Here is a 16,223-nt window from a genome sequence, read left to right as displayed (position 1 = left end):
CATTACCAGGCGCGGGATAACGCGAACCCGGTCGCCGTGGGCCGGTCGGTAGGCCATGCTCTGAACGCAATGAATTGGCGTCAGGCTTCAGGGATCGCCATGCTCAAGATGACGACAAGACGGATGGTCGGTGCGGCGGTCGGGATGAGCCTGATGACGGGTGGCCAGGCGGGCGACGCACTGGAACGGCACGGTGAATACCTCAGTCGCGCCGGCAACTGCATGGGTTGCCATACTCGGCCGGGCGGCGAGCCCTTTGCCGGCGGGGTGCGATTCGTCACGCCTTTCGGCATCCTCTACTCGACCAACATCACGCCTGATTCCAGCACCGGACTGGGCGACTGGAGCGACGAGGACTTCCTGCGAGCCATGCACGAGGGCGTTCGCCCGGATGGAGAACACCTGTACCCGGCCTTTCCCTACACGGCTTACACCTTGCTGAGCCGCGAAGATGTTCTGGCGATCAAGGCGTATCTCGACACCCAGCCTGCAGTCGACTACCGACCGCCGCCCAATCAGGGGCGCCTGCCGTTTGGCAACCGCACCCTGATGGGCCCCTGGAAGTGGCTCAACCTCGAGCAGAGGCGCTTCGATCCAACCGCCTATGACGACCCGCAGGTGGCCCGCGGTGCCTACTTGAGCGAGGCGCTCGGGCACTGTGGCGAATGCCATACCCCGCGCACCTGGAGTCAGGGGCTCGATCGCGATCGGCATTACGCCGGGGCGGTGCAGGGCGGCTGGGCCGCCTGGAACATCACCCCCGGCCCCCGCGGCATCGGCAACTGGTCGCAGGACAAGCTGATCAACTATCTGCGCAATGGCCACCAGCGCGGCGAGGCGGTCGCGGCCGGCCCCATGGCGGCGGTGGTCAGCAGCAGCCTGCGCCATCTGAGCGATGGCGATCTGGCCGCCATGGCCGCCTATCTCATGAATATGCCGGCGCGTCCGGGGCAGGTACCGGCACGCGAGGAAATCCAGCCGGGCGAGCCTGGGTCGCGCGACGCCGGAGCCGAGCTTCTGCTGATCAGCGCCTGCGAAAGTTGCCATCTGCCGAACGGTCGCGGCGTGGCAGGCCCCTACCCGAGCTCCTTTCCCAACTACTCGGCGGTGCGCGACCCTTCCGGGCGCAACCTCATCAAGGTCCTGCTGCACGGGCTGGAGCGTCAGGGGCAGGATCGCGACTTCTTCATGCCGGCCTACCGTGACCTGCTGACCGACACGCAGATTGCGGCCCTGGCGACCCTTATTGCACGCCGCTACGGCGGTCACGAAGGGGCGTTCGATGCCGCCGAGGTGGCCCGCCTGCGTCAGGAAGCCCCCGAATGATCGAACTGACCATCAATGACACCCGGCATCGCCTGGACATCGATCCGCAAACGCCGCTGCTCTACGCGTTGCGCAACAGCCTCGGACTCAAGGGACCGAAATTCGGCTGTGGCCTTGCCGAATGCGGCGCCTGCGCCGTGCTGGTGGAAGGGCGTCCGCTGCGCTCCTGCGTGCTGCCGGTGTCGTCGGTCATCGATCGTCCTGTCACCACCCTGGAAGGGCTGGGCAGCGCCGAGCGACCGCATGCGCTGCAACAGGCCTTTATCGAGGAACAGGCGGTGCAGTGCGGTTACTGCATCCCCGGCATGATCATCGGCGCCCAGGCGCTGCTGCTGCGCAATCCAGACCCTGGCGATGAGGAAATCAAGCAGGCGTTGTCGGCCCACCTGTGTGGCTGTGGCACGCACTTGCGCATCGTCCGCGCGGTGCAGCGTGCCGCACAGAACTTGCGCAAGGAGCGCAGCGCATGAGCGAAGGCTTCGATCGGCGGCGATTCCTGGGCGGTCTGTCGGCGCTGCTGGTGGGCTTCAGTCTGCAGCATCCGCTGGGCGCCCTGGCCGTTGAGCTGGTCACCGGTGACGAGGCCAATCGCATCGACGGCGTCGACAAGACGCTGCTCGATGTTGGTGAGGTCGATGCCTGGCTGGTGCTGCTCGAAGATGGACGTGTGGTGATCTACAGCGGCAAGGTGGAACTTGGGACCGGGGTCGAAACGGCGTTGCGACAGATCGTGGCCGAGGAACTCTGCGTCGCTTTTGCCAGCACCTCGATCATCCAGGGTGACACCTGGCTGACGCCGGATCAGGGTCTGACTGCTGGCAGCAAGACCATCCAGCGCGGCGGTGCCCAGCTGCGTCGGGCCGCTGCCAGCGCCCGGCAAGAACTGCTTTCGCGGGCTGGCGAACACCTGAGGCTGCCGGCGGCCGCGCTGCACTGTCACGACGGCCGGGTGCGCGCTGCGGATGGGCGCTCGCTGGCTTTTACCGAGTTGCTGGACGGAGAGGGCTTCGCGCGTCGGGTCGACCCGGATGCAGCCTTGCTGCCGGTGGCCCGCTATCGCCTGGTCGGCACCTCGGTGCCCCGGGTCGATATCCCACCCAAGGTGTTCGGCGACTACCGCTTCGTTCAGGACATCCGCCTGCCCGGCATGCTCCACGGGCGAGTGCTGCGGCCGCCCTGCACCGGGGTCAGCACCCCCCGGGCACGGCTGCGCTCGATCGACGACAGCGCGCTGCCCGCTGGTGCGCAGTTGCTGCGCGAGGGCAATTTCGTCGGGGTGGTGGCGGAGGATGAATGGCTGGCGATACAGGCTGCCAGGGCCGTTCGGCTGGACTGGGAAGTCAGTCGCGACCTGCCACCCATGAGCGCCCTGCACGAACATCTGCTGGCTGGTGCGACACGCGAGCATCGCGTGCAGGACAAGGGTGATGTCGAGACACGTTTCGCGCAACTCGAGCAGGTGCACGAGGCCGAGTATCGCTGGCCGTTTCAGAACCATGACAGCATCGGCCCGTCCTGTGCAGTAGCCGATGTGGGGGATGACGAAGCGACCGTCTGGTCCGGCACCCAGGGCGTCTATCCGCTGCGCGCGGCGCTGGCCGAGTTGCTCGGCCTGGACGAGCATGCCGTCAGGGTGATCTTCGTCGAGGCGTCTGGCTGCTATGGGCACAACGGCGCCGATGACGTGGCCGGGGACGCCGCCCTGCTGTCGCGCCTGAGCGGTCGGCCGGTGCGTGTGCAATGGTCGCGTGCCGATGAGCACGGCTGGAATCCCAAGGGGCCGGCCATGGTCATGCGGCTCAGAGGAGGATTGGACCGGCACGGGGAAATCGCCGCCTGGCAGTTCGACAACTGGAGCTCCACGCACAGTACCCGACCAGGACGTGCCGGGGGTGCCGCCACTCTGCTGGCGGGGCAGTTGGCCAGAGGGCTCGAGCTGCCGGACGGGGCGTCGGGCAATGGGCGCAACGCGCCGGTCGACTACGGGTTCGCCCATTGCCGGGTCATCAGCCATGTGCTGCCAGTCTCCCGTTCGCCGCTGCGGCCCTCGGCGCTGCGGGGGCTGGGCGCGGTACAGAACACCTTTGCCAACGAGTCCTTCATGGACGAGTTGGCCCACCGCGTGGGCATCGACCCGCTGGAATTCCGCCTGCGCTACCTGCGCGACTCGCGAGCCCAGGCTGTGCTCGAGCGCGCGGCGCGGTTGGCGGGCTGGGAGCCGGCACCGCTCGCACCGCCGCCGCGCTGGGACGGCTCGCCGGTGCGCGGCCGTGGCCTGTCCTATGTGCGCTACGAGAACGAGAACGCCTATGTCGGCATGGTCGTCGAGGTCGAGGCCAGCCTGGAGGGGATTCGCGTGCTCAAGGTCTGGGTGGCCCATGATTGCGGTCTGATCGTCAATCCCGATGGCGTGCGCAACCAGATCGAGGGAAATGTCCTGCAGACCTTGAGTCGTACCCTCAAGGAGGAGGTTCGCTTCCATGCCAGCGGAGTCAGCAGTCTTGAATGGGGCAGCTATCCGCTGCTGACCTTCATGGAAATTCCGGAGGTACGCATCGCCCTGATCGACCGCCGAAACAAACCCTCGGTAGGGGCCGGGGAGGCGACGTCGGCAGCGGTGCCGGCAGCGGTGGCCAACGCGCTGTTCGCTGCCACCGGGGTGCGTCTGCGCCAGGTGCCGCTGACCCGCGAGCGCCTGCGTGCGGGCTGGGAGGCCGGTTGAGGCTCAGGCCGGCCAGTCGAGCTGGAAACGTGCGGCAAGAAGAAAGCCGTCGCCCTGAAAATCCCAGCGCTCGACCTGGACATGCTTGGCATCGCCGGCCACCAAACGCAGCCGGTTGAAGGAGTTCGGCGAGGTTCCGCGCAGCCGGGACGACAGCGCAGTGCCGGACTGGACCATCCAGATTTCCCGCGACAGGTCGGGGTACTGTCCGCTCAGCGGCAGCACATAGGGCAGGTGAATGTGCCCACCCATGACCAGATCCAGTCCAGCGTCGGCCCAGCACTTGAGTGCCGGTTCGGCGCCTGTCTGGAGATTGCGCAGATCGCTCGTCACCATGGCGCCGAACGGCTGGTGCGCCACCACGATGCGTACCTTCGCCGGATCGGTACGCGCCAGCCGCTCGGCGACGGTCTCGACCTGACGCGCAGTCACCTTGCCGTCCTTGTGCCGGCGCGGATGGGTAGTGTTGAGTCCCATCACCAGCATCTGATCGGTTTCGTAGGTCGGCTCGAGGTCATCGCCAAAGCAGCGGCGGTAGTTGCCGTAAGGGCTGAACAGACGCGATAGCACGTCGTAGAGCGGGATGTCGTGATTGCCGGGTATCACCAGCATCTCGCCGATACCGCCTTGCTGCAGGCGCTGCATGGCTGCCCGGGCGGCTTCGAACTGGCTGCGCCGTGCACGCTGGGTGATGTCACCGGAGAGGATGAGAAGGTCGGCGGGGTGCTCGCGGACGTGGTGCTCCAGGGCATCCACGACGGCGGGCACCTCTGTGCCGAAATGCGTATCGGAGATCTGCAGAATAGTGGTCATGGCGCGATTATAAACGGACCCTCGCCGCCGTGGGGTCCTCTGAGGCAGCGTATGCAGACGATGGTTCAAGCCAGTTCAGAAGCGATAGCTCAATTGTGCGGTGAGCACATGGAACCGGTTGCGGTAATCGGCGAAATAACCCGGTTGTATCGGCAGTGGGCCGGCAGCGGTCTGCTCGACCAGCGCCGACTGCTTCACCTGGGCCGTGCTCTCTTGAGCGTAGGCGTAGGCCAGGTCGAGGGTCACGTCGCGGTTGGGGGACCAGCCAGCACCGATCGTATAGAGCTTGCGATCTCCGACCGGCACCCGGGCGGTGCGGTCGCGCCTGCGAGTGGGGCTGGGATCGAGGGCGAACCCGGCGCGAACCGTCCATTGCGGACTGGCCTGGTAGGCCGCCCCCAGATGCCAGCTCAGGGTATCGCTCCAGTTCATGGTTTCGCGCACTTCGGTGAAACCGGGGAGGGCCACGCCCCGGTTCTCGACGACAATCTCCTGCAAGCGCCCCCAGCGGGTCCAGACTGCGCTGCCATGCGAGGTCCAGCGCTCGTCCAGCCTCCAGCTCAGTGCGCTCTCGAGCGATTCGGGCGTGGTGAAGTCGAGCGAGGCGCGGTAGCGGCCGTTGAGAGCGCCGGAATCATATAGGAGACGCGGTCCTCCCAGCGGGTAGCGGGCATATTCGCCATGGCGATCCGCCCGCGGCACCCAGCCGACCTATATACTGTACGGCTCATACCGGCGCCCAGCCGAGCCTGACAGGGAAACCGTGCAAGGATAGTTGCCACGTGAGCATCGATATCCAGTGGGTCCGCGAGGATTCGCAACTGGCTGACCTCTGCGCCCAATGGCAGCAGCAGCCCTTTATCGCGATCGACACCGAATTCATGCGCGTCGACACTTTCTATCCCATCACCGGGCTGGTGCAGGTGGGTGACACGCAGCGCGCCTGGCTGATCGATCCGTTGCTGGTGAATGACTGGGCGCCCTTCGCCGCTCTGCTCGAAGACCCAGCGGTGATGAAGGTGCTGCATGCCTGCAGCGAGGATCTCGAGGTCCTGCACCGCCTGACTGGCACCCTGCCCGAGCCGCTGTTCGACACCCAGCTGGCGGCGGCCTACCTCAACTACGGTTTTTCGATGGGCTATTCGCGGCTCGTCGAACAGGTGCTGTCGGTGGAGCTGCCCAAGGGGGAAACCCGTTCCGACTGGCTGCAGCGACCGCTCAGCGAGACGCAGGTCCGTTACGCCGCCGAAGACGTCCAGCATCTGGCCGAGCTGTACCTGGCGCTTGATCCCAGGCTGAGCGAGGACAAGCGTCGCTGGCTGCTGGAGGACGGCGCCGAGCTTGCCGCCGGGCTGCGGCGTGAGGTCGATCCCGAACTGCTCTATCGTGAATCCAAGCTGGGTTGGCGGCTCACGCCCCAGCAACTGGCAGTGCTACGCGCGCTGACCGCCTGGCGCGAGCGTGAGGCCCGGCAACGCGACGTGCCGCGCAACCGTATCGTCCGTGAGAACTGCCTGTGGCCACTGGCGCGTTTCCAGCCGGGTGACCTGACCTCGCTGGCCAAGGTGGAAGACATGCATCCGCGTACCGTGAGGCAGGACGGTGCGACCCTCCTGCAGCTTATTCGGGACGCCGCCGACACCCCCGTCGAATCGCTGCCGGAGCGCCTCCCGCCACCCTTGCCGCTCGAGGCCGCAGCCTGTTTGAAGAAACTGCGCGCGGTGGGCCAGCGCGAGGCCGAGGCCTTGGGCCTCGCGCCAGAGCTGACCCTGCGGCGCAAAATCCTCGAATCACTGCTCAAGAGCGGCTATCCCCATGGCCCGTATGAACTGCCGGATTCGCTCCGTGGCTGGCGCCGCGAGCGGATGGGGCAGGCCTTGCTCGACGTTCTGGAAAATCCCACATGAAACGCATCTGTTCGATCTACAAGAGTCCGCGCAAAAACGAGATGTACCTCTACGTCGACCGCAAGGAGGCGCTCAGCCGGGTGCCTGAGGCGTTGCTGGTGGCCTTTGGTACGCCGCAGTTGGCCTTCGACCTGGTTCTGACGCCCGAGCGCAAGCTGGCCCGCGAAGACATCGCCGTGGTCCTGGAGAACATCCAGAAGCAGGGCTTCCACCTGCAGATGCCTCCACCCGAGGACGAGTACATCGAGCATCTGCCAGACGAACTGCTGCGGCGCAACGACCCTGTCTGAGCGCTCGCAGACCGCCGGTCTTGGCCGGCTGCTCCGCTGTGGATAGACTGTCCAACCCTCCCTCCGACACCTGAATCATGGCGGCGAAAGTCCAACCCTTCTGGCTGCGCAAGACCCTCGACCAACTCGACCCGGAAGAATGGGAGTCGCTGTGCGATGGGTGCGGCCTGTGCTGCCTGCAGAAACTCGAGGACGAGGACGACGGAAGCGTCTACTACACGCGCATCGCCTGCAAGTTGCTCGACCTGCAGTCCTGCCGCTGCAGCGACTATTCAGGGCGCAAGGATCAGGTGCCCGACTGCATCCAGCTGACCGCCGCCGATGCGCCGCGCTTCAAATGGCTGCCGCCCACCTGCGCTTATCGGCTGGTGGCTGAAGGCAAGGAGCTGCCGCTGTGGCATCACCTGGTCTGCGGTGATCCTCAGGCGGTCCACGAACAGCGCATTTCCCAGTCCGGACGCATGCTCAGCGAGCGGGCAGTGCAGCCGGACGACTGGGAGGCGCACCTGATCTTCCGCGCCGGCTGAAGCCTCCCCCCATGGCCAAGGAGTTCCGCTTGCCCATCCGCCTGTTCATCTCGCTGATGTTGCCCTTGCTGTTGTTCTGCGAGGTGGGGCAGGCGGCCAGACGTGTCGACCTCGATTACCATGTTCGCTTTCTGCCCGAGCAGGACCAGGCCGAAGTGCAGATGATCCTGGCGCGCGGCGAGAGGGTGCGCAGTCTCGATTTCAACCTTGGTGAGGACGGGCGCTATAGCGACTTCCGGGCAGATGGCGAATGGGAGCAGTCAGGCGGGCGTGGCATCTGGCGGCCTGCCGAAGGGCAGGCGCGGCTGGCCTGGAAGGTACGGATCAGCGATAAGCGCTCGAACGGTCGCTACGACGCGCTGATGACGCCAGACTGGGCACTGTTTCGCGGCGACGACCTGGTGCCCGGCGCGCGCCTGGACCAGCGCGACGGCGTTGAGCTTGTCGCGCGCCTCACCTTCGAGCTGCCCGAGGGCTGGCGCAGCGTTGAAACCGGCTGGCCCCGCATCGGCAAGCACCGCTTTCGCATCGACAATCCCGAACGGCTGCTGGACCGTCCGACCGGCTGGATGCTGGCGGGCAAGCTCGGCACCCGTCGCGCCAGACTCGGCGACACCGACGTGACGGTGGCGGCGCCGGTGGGCGAGGGTGCCCGGCGCATGGATATCCTGACGCTGCTCACCTTCGTCTGGCCGCAGGTCCAGAACGTCTTTCCCCGGGATCCGGCCAAACTGCTGATCGTCAGCGCTGGCGACCCCATGTGGCGGGGAGGGCTGTCCGGGCCCAATTCGTTGTACCTGCACGCTGACCGTCCGCTGGTGAGCGAAAACGGCACCAGTTCGCTGGTTCATGAGTTGGTGCATGTGTTCAGCCGCATTCGCCATCGCGATCGCAGCGACTGGATCACCGAGGGGGTCGCCGAGTACTACGCGATCGAGCTGGTACGGCGCGCCGGCGGTATAAGCGAGGACCGCTATCAGGCCGCGCGCGAGCGGCTGATCAAATGGAGTCGCGACGTCGAAAGTCTGCGTTCCGAGCGCTCCAGTGGTCCCGTGACGGCGCGCGCGGTATTGCTGCTACAGGACCTCGACAAGGAGATCCGCAGCCGAAGCCGAGGTCGTCATTCGCTGGATGACCTGACCCGTGGGCTGATGCGCATGGGGCCTGTGAGCACCGATGACCTTGTCGAGCTGGCCGAGACCCTGCTCGGCGGGCGTTCCAAGGTGCTCGATACCCGGTTGCTACGCTGACGCCAGGGCGTACGGGATGCCCTGGTTCGTGATTGCTCCGCCGCTCTGACCGGTCGATCATATATTTCTATGGCGCAACGCTCTGCAGGATGGGCGTAACGCCGATATAATGCGTCCATTTGCCGGCAATCCGTCTGCAGGGCTGGCGAGCCGCCCGCGCCGACTGGCAACCGCCCAGCCGCAGTTTCCTGGAAGAATCTATGAAAAGCGCAGAAATCCGTGAAGCCTTCCTTCGGTTTTTCGAAGAAAAGGGCCATACCCGCGTCGCCTCCAGCTCGCTGATTCCGGCGAACGATCCCACCCTGTTGTTCACCAATGCCGGTATGAACCAATTCAAGGACTGCTTCCTGGGCCTGGAAAAACGCGACTACACCCGTGCTGCCAGCAGCCAGAAGTGCGTACGCGCCGGCGGCAAGCACAACGATCTGGAAAACGTCGGCTACACCGCGCGCCACCACACCTTTTTCGAGATGCTGGGCAACTTCAGCTTCGGCGATTACTTCAAGCGCGACGCCATCAGCTATGCCTGGGAATTCCTCACCAGCGAAAAATGGCTCGGCCTGCCCAAGGACAGGCTCTGGGTAACGGTCTACGCCAGCGATGACGAGGCCTACGATATCTGGACCCGGGAAGTCGGCGTGCCATCGGAGCGGATGATCCGCATCGGCGACAACAAGGGTGCGCCTTACGCTTCGGACAACTTCTGGACCATGGGTGATACCGGCCCGTGCGGCCCCTGCACCGAAATTTTCTACGATCACGGCGAGGGTATCTGGGGCGGCCCGCCGGGCTCGGAAGACGAGGACGGTGACCGCTACATCGAGATCTGGAACAACGTATTCATGCAGTTCAACCGCTCCGCCGACGGCTCGATGGAGCCGCTGCCGGCCCCGAGCGTTGACACCGGGATGGGTCTGGAGCGCATCAGTGCGGTGCTGCAACGGGTGCATTCGAACTACGAAATCGACCTGTTCCAGAACCTCCTAAAGGCGGCTGCCGAGGCTATCGGCTGCACCAATGACGATGCCCCCTCGCTGAAAGTGGTAGCCGATCACATCCGCTCCTGCAGCTTCCTGATCAGCGATGGCGTGCTGCCGTCGAACGAAGGCCGTGGCTACGTACTGCGTCGGATCATTCGTCGCGCCTGCCGTCACGGCAACAAGCTTGGCGCCAGCGGTCCCTTCTTCCACAAGATCGTCGCTGCGCTCGCTGCCGAGATGGGTGAAGCCTTCCCTGAACTGAGGCAGCAGCAGGCGCATGTCGAGCGGGTGCTGAAAACCGAAGAAGAACAGTTCGCCAAGACCCTGGAGCAGGGGCTTAGGATCCTCGAGCAGGACCTGGCGGCGCTGTCCGGCGACCTGATTCCCGGAGAGCTGGTGTTCAAGCTGTACGACACCTATGGCTTTCCTGTCGATCTCACCAATGACATCGCTCGTGAACGCAAGCTGCGCCTGGACGAGGAAGGGTTCGAGCGGGAAATGGAGGCTCAGCGTGAACGCGCCCGCTCCGCCAGCGCTTTCGGCATGGACTACAACAGCCTCGTGAAGGTGGAGGGTGAGACCCGCTTCACCGGCTATCGGGGCACCCGTGGCGAGGGCAGGGTGTTGGTACTGTTCAAGGATGGCGTGAAGGTCGACCAGTTGCGTGCCGGCGAGGAGGGCGTGGTGGTACTGGACCAGACGCCGTTCTACGCCGAGTCCGGCGGCCAGATCGGCGACTGCGGTTACCTCACGGCCAACGACTTGCGGTTCGACGTGCGCGAGACCAGCAAGACCGGTGGTGGAGCCTTCCTCCATCACGGCGTGCTGGACAGCGGCATCCTTTCGGTCGACGACAGCGTCGCTGCGGTGGTGGATGATTCGGTGCGCCAGTCCACGGCGCTCAACCACTCGGCCACCCACCTGCTGCATGCCGCGCTGCGCGAGGTGCTGGGCGAGCATGTCCAGCAGAAGGGCTCGCTGGTGGACAGCCAGCGCCTGCGCTTCGACTTCAGCCACTTCGAAGCGGTCTCCGCCGCCCAATTGCAGCGCCTCGAAGACATCGTCAATACCCAGATCCGCCTGAACACGCCGGTGGAGATCGAGGAAACCGACATCGAGACCGCCAAGGCCAGGGGCGCCATGGCGTTGTTCGGCGAGAAGTACGGCGCTCAGGTGCGCGTGCTGACCATGGGCGGCGGGTTCTCCGTGGAGCTCTGCGGCGGCACCCATGTCAGCCGCACCGGCGACATCGGCCTTTTCAAGATCGTCAGCGAGGGCGGTGTCGCCTCGGGCGTGCGGCGTATCGAGGCGGTGACCGGTGCTGCGGCCTTGGCCTACCTCAATCAGGCCGAGCAGCAACTCAAGGATGCCGCGTCGCTGGTCAAGGGCAGCCGCGAAACCCTGGTCGACAAGTTGAGCGCGGTGCTCGAGCGCAACCGCCAGCTGGAAAAAGAGCTCGAGCAGCTCAAGGCCAGGGCCGCCAGCGCCGCAGGCAATGACCTTGCCGCCTCGGCCATCGAGGTCAGGGGCGTGCGGGTGTTGGCGGCTCGACTCGACGGGCTGGACGGCAAGGCGCTGCTGGCCATGGTCGATCAATTGAAGAACAAGCTGGGCAGTGCGGTGGTCCTGCTGGGTGGCGCGCAGGAGGGCAAGGTGGTGCTGGTGGCCGGAGTGACCCAGGACCTGACTGCCAGGCTCAAGGCGGGCGACCTGATGAAGCAGGCGGCTGCGGCAGTAGGTGGCAAGGGTGGCGGTCGTCCGGACATGGCGCAGGGTGGCGGTAGTGACCCGGCCGGGTTGGACGCAGCGCTGGCGCTCGCGCACGGCTTTGTCGAGCAGGGGCTCTGAAAGGGCGCCGAGCTGCCGCTGGCAGGTCGGCGGGATGATCCAGATGGCCCTGAGGGGCGTTAGGCGGCGATGAAATGGCTTTGATCGTACAGAAATTCGGCGGAACCTCGGTCGGCAGTGTCGAGCGCATCGAGCAGGTCGCCGACAAGGTTAAGAAGTTTCGCGACAACGGCGACGAGATCGTCGTGGTGGTATCCGCCATGAGCGGCGAGACCAATCGCCTGATCGATCTGGCCAGACAGATCAATCCCGCGCCGGAGCCGCGCGAACTCGATGTGATGGTTTCCACTGGCGAGCAGGTCACCATTGCCTTGCTGGCGATGGCGCTGATCAAACGCGGCGTGCAGGCAGTGTCCTACACCGGCAGCCAGGTGCGCATTCTCACGGACAGTTCCTTCAACAAGGCACGCATCCTCAACATCGACGGGCACCGCATCCAGGCCGATCTGAAGGCTGGCAAGGTGGTGGTGGTCGCGGGCTTCCAGGGTGTGGACGAGAAGGGCAACATCACGACCCTCGGACGGGGCGGCTCCGATACCACCGGCGTGGCTCTCGCGGCGGCGCTAAAGGCGGACGAATGCCAGATCTATACCGACGTCGACGGGGTGTACACCACCGACCCTCGTGTCGTCGCCAAGGCCCGGCGTCTGGAGAAAGTCACCTTCGAGGAGATGCTGGAGATGGCCAGCCTGGGTTCCAAGGTGCTGCAGATTCGCTCGGTGGAGTTCGCCGGCAAGTACAACGTTCCGCTGCGCGTGCTGCACAGCTTCCAGGAGGGGCCAGGCACCCTCATTACCCTTGATGAAGAGGAATCCATGGAACAGCCGATCATCTCCGGCATCGCTTTCAACCGCGACGAAGCCAAGCTGACCATTCGCGGCGTGCCGGACAACCCAGGGGTGGCGTTCTCGATCCTTGGTCCGATCAGTGCGGCCAATGTCGAGGTGGACATGATCGTGCAGAACGTGGCGCACGATAAGACGACGGACTTCACCTTTACCGTCCACCGCAACGACTACGACAAGGCGTTGGCGGTACTCAAGCAGACTGCCGACGGAATGGGTGCACGTGAAGTGTCCGGCGATACCGATATCGCCAAGGTCTCGATCGTTGGGGTCGGCATGCGTTCCCATGCGGGCGTGGCCAGTCGCATGTTCGAGGCTCTGGCGAAGGAAAGCATCAACATCCAGATGATTTCCACATCGGAAATCAAGGTGTCGGTGGTCATCGAGGAGAAGTACCTGGAGCTTGCGGTCAGGGCGTTGCACACCGCCTTTGATCTCGACGCGCCTGGTGGTCAAGCCTGAAACCGCGTCATTGTGAGGTAAAGGTGCGCGCTGGCGCGCACCTTTGGTCGAAATAGGCGCGGGCGGAAGGAATTTCAATTGTTTGGCATAGGTCCATAGGTGGCGTTTAGGCCTATAGAGCTGGTTTTTCGGATGCTATATTCCGATTTATTTTTTGCAGACTGTTTTCTGAAAAGAATCCGTTAAGGAGAAAGGAATGCTAATTCTGACTCGCCGGGTCGGAGAGACCCTGATGGTCGGTGATGAAGTGACAGTTACCGTCCTGGGAGTGAAGGGCAATCAGGTACGAATTGGTGTGAATGCGCCCAAGGAGGTCGCTGTTCACCGCGAGGAGATCTACCAGCGGATCCAGAAGGAGAAGGATCAGGAATCAAGCCACTGATTTTTCCGAATTTTTTGCTAGGCAAGCGGCGCGAATCAGAGTATTATTCGCCCCGTTGCGGAGAGGTGGCCGAGTGGCCGAAGGCGCTCCCCTGCTAAGGGAGTACATCTCAAAAGGGTGTCGGGGGTTCGAATCCCCCCCTCTCCGCCATTGCATGAAAGGGCTTCGGTTGAGGCCTGCTTGAGGGTGGAAGCGCTCAAGCAATGCTTGACCAGTGAGTCAACAGCCCTATAATGCACGCCCTCAGCGCACTCATAGCTCAGCTGGATAGAGTACCCGGCTACGAACCGGGCGGTCGGAGGTTCGAATCCTCCTGAGTGCGCCATTTTGGTTTCACAGCGTCTTCTTTCGGTCTTGATGGAAGCAAAGCAGTCACGCACTCATAGCTCAGCTGGATAGAGTACCCGGCTACGAACCGGGCGGTCGGAGGTTCGAATCCTCCTGAGTGCGCCATCTCTGTAAAGGGCTTGCAGCAATGCAGGCCCTTTTTCATGTGCCTTTCGCTCCTGCGCGCGGTCTCTTGTAGTCGCCGTCACCTTGTCATGCACTGGCCGGTGGCTGGCAATCGTCATCTCTTGTGTGGCTAAGTCGTTGTTATTAGGGCGTTCGGGAGGAACTTTGCATCAGGCGGTGATATGATCCGCAGGTTCGCCCGCCGGGCTTTCGGACAACCCCCATGGACTTACCCAGTAGTCACGCAAATTTCGTCTTTGCCAATCGCATAATGTCAGATTGACCCTGGGCGCGCCCTTTGTCCGGGGGTGGAGTGCGCCATGACCGATGTAGCGGAAACCAAGAAGACTCAGGAAACCCTCCAGGATCGGCTGGCGCTGGTCCTCGAACTGCTGCAGCAGCACAAGACTGCGGGCGAGGCAGGGGCTGAACAGGCCGCGGTTGCTGTCGAGCTGCAAGCCGACGATCCGCTTGGTGAGCTGCAACGCAAACTCAACGAGCTGCACCCGGCGGATGTCGCCCACATCCTGGAAGCCCTCCCGCTCGACGATCGCCTGACGGTCTGGCAACTGGTGCGTGCCGAACGTGATGGCGACATCCTTCTGGAGGTGTCCGACGCGGTTCGAGAAAGCCTGATCGCCGACATGGATGACCAGGAGCTGCTCGCCGCCGCTCGAGACATGGACGCCGACGAGCTTGCGGACCTTGCTCCAGAGCTGCCCCGAGACGTCGTCCATGAATTGATGGAAAGCCTGGACGCGCAGCAGCGCGAGCGGGTTCGCTCGGCGCTTTCCTACGACGAGGACCGCGTCGGCGCGCTGATGGACTTCCAGATGGTGACCATCCGCGAGGACGTGAGTCTCGAGGTGGTGCTGCGCTACCTGCGTCGGCTAAAAGAGCTGCCGGGGCACACCGACAAGCTTTTCGTGGTCGACGCTGGCGGCATTCTCCAGGGCGTGTTGCCGATCAAGCGGCTGCTGGTCAACGATCCGGAGCGGCAGGTGGCTGAGGTGATGGCCAACGATCCGGTTGCCTTTCATCCCGACGGCGATGCCTACGAGGCGGCGCAGGCGTTCGAGCGCTATGACCTGGTGTCCTCGCCCGTCGTAGACAAGAACGGCAAGTTGATCGGCCGCCTCACCATCGATGCGATGGTTGATCTCATTCGTGAGGAAAGCGAAACCGAAGTGCTGAACATGGCCGGTCTCCGCGAGGAGGAGGACATCTTCGCCTCGGTCTGGAAATCGGTCCGTAACCGCTGGGCCTGGTTGGCTCTCAACCTCGTTACCGCATTCATCGCTTCGCGAGTCATCGGTCTGTTCGATGGCGCCATCGAGCAACTGGTCGCGCTCGCGGCATTGATGCCCATCGTCGCCGGCATTGGCGGCAACTCCGGCAACCAGACCATTACCATGATCGTTCGCGCCATGGCTCTGGACCAGGTGAGTATCGCCAACACGCTTCGCCTGTTGCGCAAGGAGATGGGCGTAGGCCTCATCAACGGGTTCATCTGGGGCGGTGTGATCGGGCTGGTGGCCTGGATGCTCTATGACAACTGGGCGCTGGGAGCGGTAATGACCGCAGCAATGACGCTCAACCTGCTGCTGGCGGCCATGATGGGCGTGCTCATCCCCATGACCCTGGCGCGTCTAGGGCGCGATCCGGCGTTGGGTGCGAGCGTGATGATCACGGCTATGACCGACAGTGGCGGCTTCTTCATCTTTCTTGGGCTGGCCACCATCTTCCTCATGTAGTGCCCGCGAGCGGGCACAACAAAACAGTTTTCATCTTGTTTCTTTCTCGTTAAGGTCTAACGGTTTGCACCCGCGCTCCGCATAGAACGGACCGTGATGACCATAACAAAAGCGCCAAAAGCGCGACCCAAGGAAAGAAACCGATGACCTCCGGTGACCTTTTGCTTCAAGGTGTCGAACTCATGCTATTCGGCATGGGCTTCGTATTCGTCTTTTTGATCGTGTTGATTTACTGTGTGCGGCTCATGTCGTTCGTGGTGGGTCGGTTGGAACCGGCACCTGCGGTAGCCGCTGCGCCCGCGGCAGCAAACGGCGTGGATGACGATACCATCACTGCCATTCGCATCGCCCTCCAACGCCACCGTGCCCGTCGGGGCTGAAAAGGAGTTCGACATGACCAGCCGCAACCAGCCACTCGGCATCACCGATGTGGTGCTTCGTGACGCCCACCAATCCATCCTCGCTACCCGGGTCCGCCTGGAAGACATGCTGCCGATCGCGCCCAAGCTCGATCAGGTGGGCTTCTGGTCGGTGGAGTCCTGGGGTGGGGCGACCTTCGATGCCTGCATCCGCTACCTCGGTGAAGACCCCTGGGAGCGTATCCGCGCCCTGAAGCAGGCCATGCCCAACACCCGCCAGCAGATGCTGCTGCGTGGCCAGAACC

At 63.9% G+C, this 16,223-nt stretch carries 14 protein-coding genes, 3 tRNA genes and 1 pseudogene; 16 read left to right on the top strand and 2 right to left on the bottom strand.

What is annotated here, in order from left to right:
- Positions 1-99 precede the first annotated feature (99 nt).
- Genes ACFOMF_RS00090 through ACFOMF_RS00080 form a run of 3 tightly spaced genes read left to right on the top strand, consistent with a single transcriptional unit; the run spans position 100 to position 4,048 of the window.
- On the top strand, positions 100-1,326 hold the full coding sequence (locus tag ACFOMF_RS00090; protein WP_386359928.1) for a c-type cytochrome: 1,227 nt from the start codon (positions 100-102) through the stop codon (positions 1,324-1,326).
- Positions 1,323-1,796, top strand: coding sequence for a (2Fe-2S)-binding protein (locus tag ACFOMF_RS00085; protein WP_386359925.1), 474 nt, complete (start codon positions 1,323-1,325; stop codon positions 1,794-1,796). Before ACFOMF_RS00090 ends, ACFOMF_RS00085 begins: the two co-directional genes overlap by 4 nt.
- On the top strand, positions 1,793-4,048 hold the full coding sequence (locus tag ACFOMF_RS00080) for a xanthine dehydrogenase family protein molybdopterin-binding subunit (RefSeq protein WP_386359922.1): 2,256 nt from the start codon (positions 1,793-1,795) through the stop codon (positions 4,046-4,048). The genes ACFOMF_RS00085 and ACFOMF_RS00080 overlap by 4 nt, the downstream gene beginning before the upstream one ends.
- Positions 4,049-4,051: 3 nt before the next feature.
- Here the strand turns inward: ACFOMF_RS00080 and ACFOMF_RS00075 are convergent, their stop codons facing one another.
- Positions 4,052-4,861 carry a metallophosphoesterase family protein gene (locus ACFOMF_RS00075; RefSeq protein WP_386359920.1) on the bottom strand — a complete coding sequence of 270 codons (810 nt, stop codon included), beginning with the start codon at positions 4,859-4,861 and terminating at the stop codon, positions 4,052-4,054.
- A 75-nt stretch (positions 4,862-4,936) separates the two neighbouring features.
- A complete protein-coding gene (locus tag ACFOMF_RS00070) occupies positions 4,937-5,563 on the bottom strand; it encodes an OmpP1/FadL family transporter (protein WP_386359917.1) in 627 nt (208 codons plus the stop codon).
- Positions 5,564-5,643: 80 nt separating this feature from the next.
- Here ACFOMF_RS00070 and rnd point away from each other — a divergent pair, with 80 nt between their 5' ends.
- The 13 genes and pseudogenes from rnd to ACFOMF_RS00005 all read left to right on the top strand — a co-directional run.
- Positions 5,644-6,768, top strand: coding sequence for a ribonuclease D (rnd, locus tag ACFOMF_RS00065; RefSeq protein ID WP_386359914.1), 1,125 nt, complete (start codon positions 5,644-5,646; stop codon positions 6,766-6,768).
- Entirely contained in the window at positions 6,765-7,058 is a 294-nt protein-coding gene (locus tag ACFOMF_RS00060) for a YcgL domain-containing protein (RefSeq protein WP_386359911.1), read from the top strand. Before rnd ends, ACFOMF_RS00060 begins: the two co-directional genes overlap by 4 nt.
- A gap of 77 nt (positions 7,059-7,135) precedes the next feature.
- Positions 7,136-7,585, top strand: coding sequence for a YcgN family cysteine cluster protein (locus tag ACFOMF_RS00055; RefSeq protein WP_386359908.1), 450 nt, complete (start codon positions 7,136-7,138; stop codon positions 7,583-7,585).
- 56 nt (positions 7,586-7,641) lie between these two features.
- Complete coding sequence (locus tag ACFOMF_RS00050) at positions 7,642-8,835, top strand: hypothetical protein (protein WP_386360293.1); 1,194 nt, start codon at positions 7,642-7,644, stop codon at positions 8,833-8,835.
- Between the two features lie 200 nt (positions 8,836-9,035).
- A complete protein-coding gene (gene alaS / locus ACFOMF_RS00045; RefSeq protein ID WP_386359905.1) occupies positions 9,036-11,663 on the top strand; it encodes an alanine--tRNA ligase in 2,628 nt (875 codons plus the stop codon).
- 74 nt (positions 11,664-11,737) lie between these two features.
- Positions 11,738-12,970, top strand: coding sequence for an aspartate kinase (locus tag ACFOMF_RS00040; RefSeq protein ID WP_386359902.1), 1,233 nt, complete (start codon positions 11,738-11,740; stop codon positions 12,968-12,970).
- A gap of 196 nt (positions 12,971-13,166) precedes the next feature.
- On the top strand, positions 13,167-13,352 hold the full coding sequence (gene csrA / locus ACFOMF_RS00035; RefSeq protein ID WP_183167834.1) for a carbon storage regulator CsrA: 186 nt from the start codon (positions 13,167-13,169) through the stop codon (positions 13,350-13,352).
- A 59-nt stretch (positions 13,353-13,411) separates the two neighbouring features.
- Positions 13,412-13,502, top strand: a tRNA-Ser gene (locus ACFOMF_RS00030).
- Positions 13,503-13,600: 98 nt separating this feature from the next.
- Positions 13,601-13,677, top strand: a tRNA-Arg gene (locus ACFOMF_RS00025).
- Positions 13,678-13,728: 51 nt separating this feature from the next.
- Positions 13,729-13,805 (top strand) — tRNA-Arg (locus tag ACFOMF_RS00020).
- A gap of 320 nt (positions 13,806-14,125) precedes the next feature.
- The gene (gene mgtE / locus ACFOMF_RS00015) at positions 14,126-15,559 is read left to right on the top strand and encodes a magnesium transporter (RefSeq protein ID WP_386359898.1); all 1,434 of its coding nucleotides are present in this window, start codon (positions 14,126-14,128) and stop codon (positions 15,557-15,559) included.
- Between the two features lie 143 nt (positions 15,560-15,702).
- The gene (locus ACFOMF_RS00010; RefSeq protein ID WP_386359896.1) at positions 15,703-15,939 is read left to right on the top strand and encodes an OadG family protein; all 237 of its coding nucleotides are present in this window, start codon (positions 15,703-15,705) and stop codon (positions 15,937-15,939) included.
- A 13-nt stretch (positions 15,940-15,952) separates the two neighbouring features.
- Positions 15,953-16,223 (top strand): annotated as a pseudogene (locus tag ACFOMF_RS00005) (oxaloacetate decarboxylase); the annotation flags it as partial.

Origin of the sequence: Stutzerimonas tarimensis (assembly GCF_042648805.1) — a bacterium.
Lineage (GTDB): Bacteria > Pseudomonadota > Gammaproteobacteria > Pseudomonadales > Pseudomonadaceae > Azomonas > Azomonas tarimensis.
Note: the sequence above shows the minus strand (reverse complement) of the source record. Positions and strands in the feature narration are given on the sequence as shown.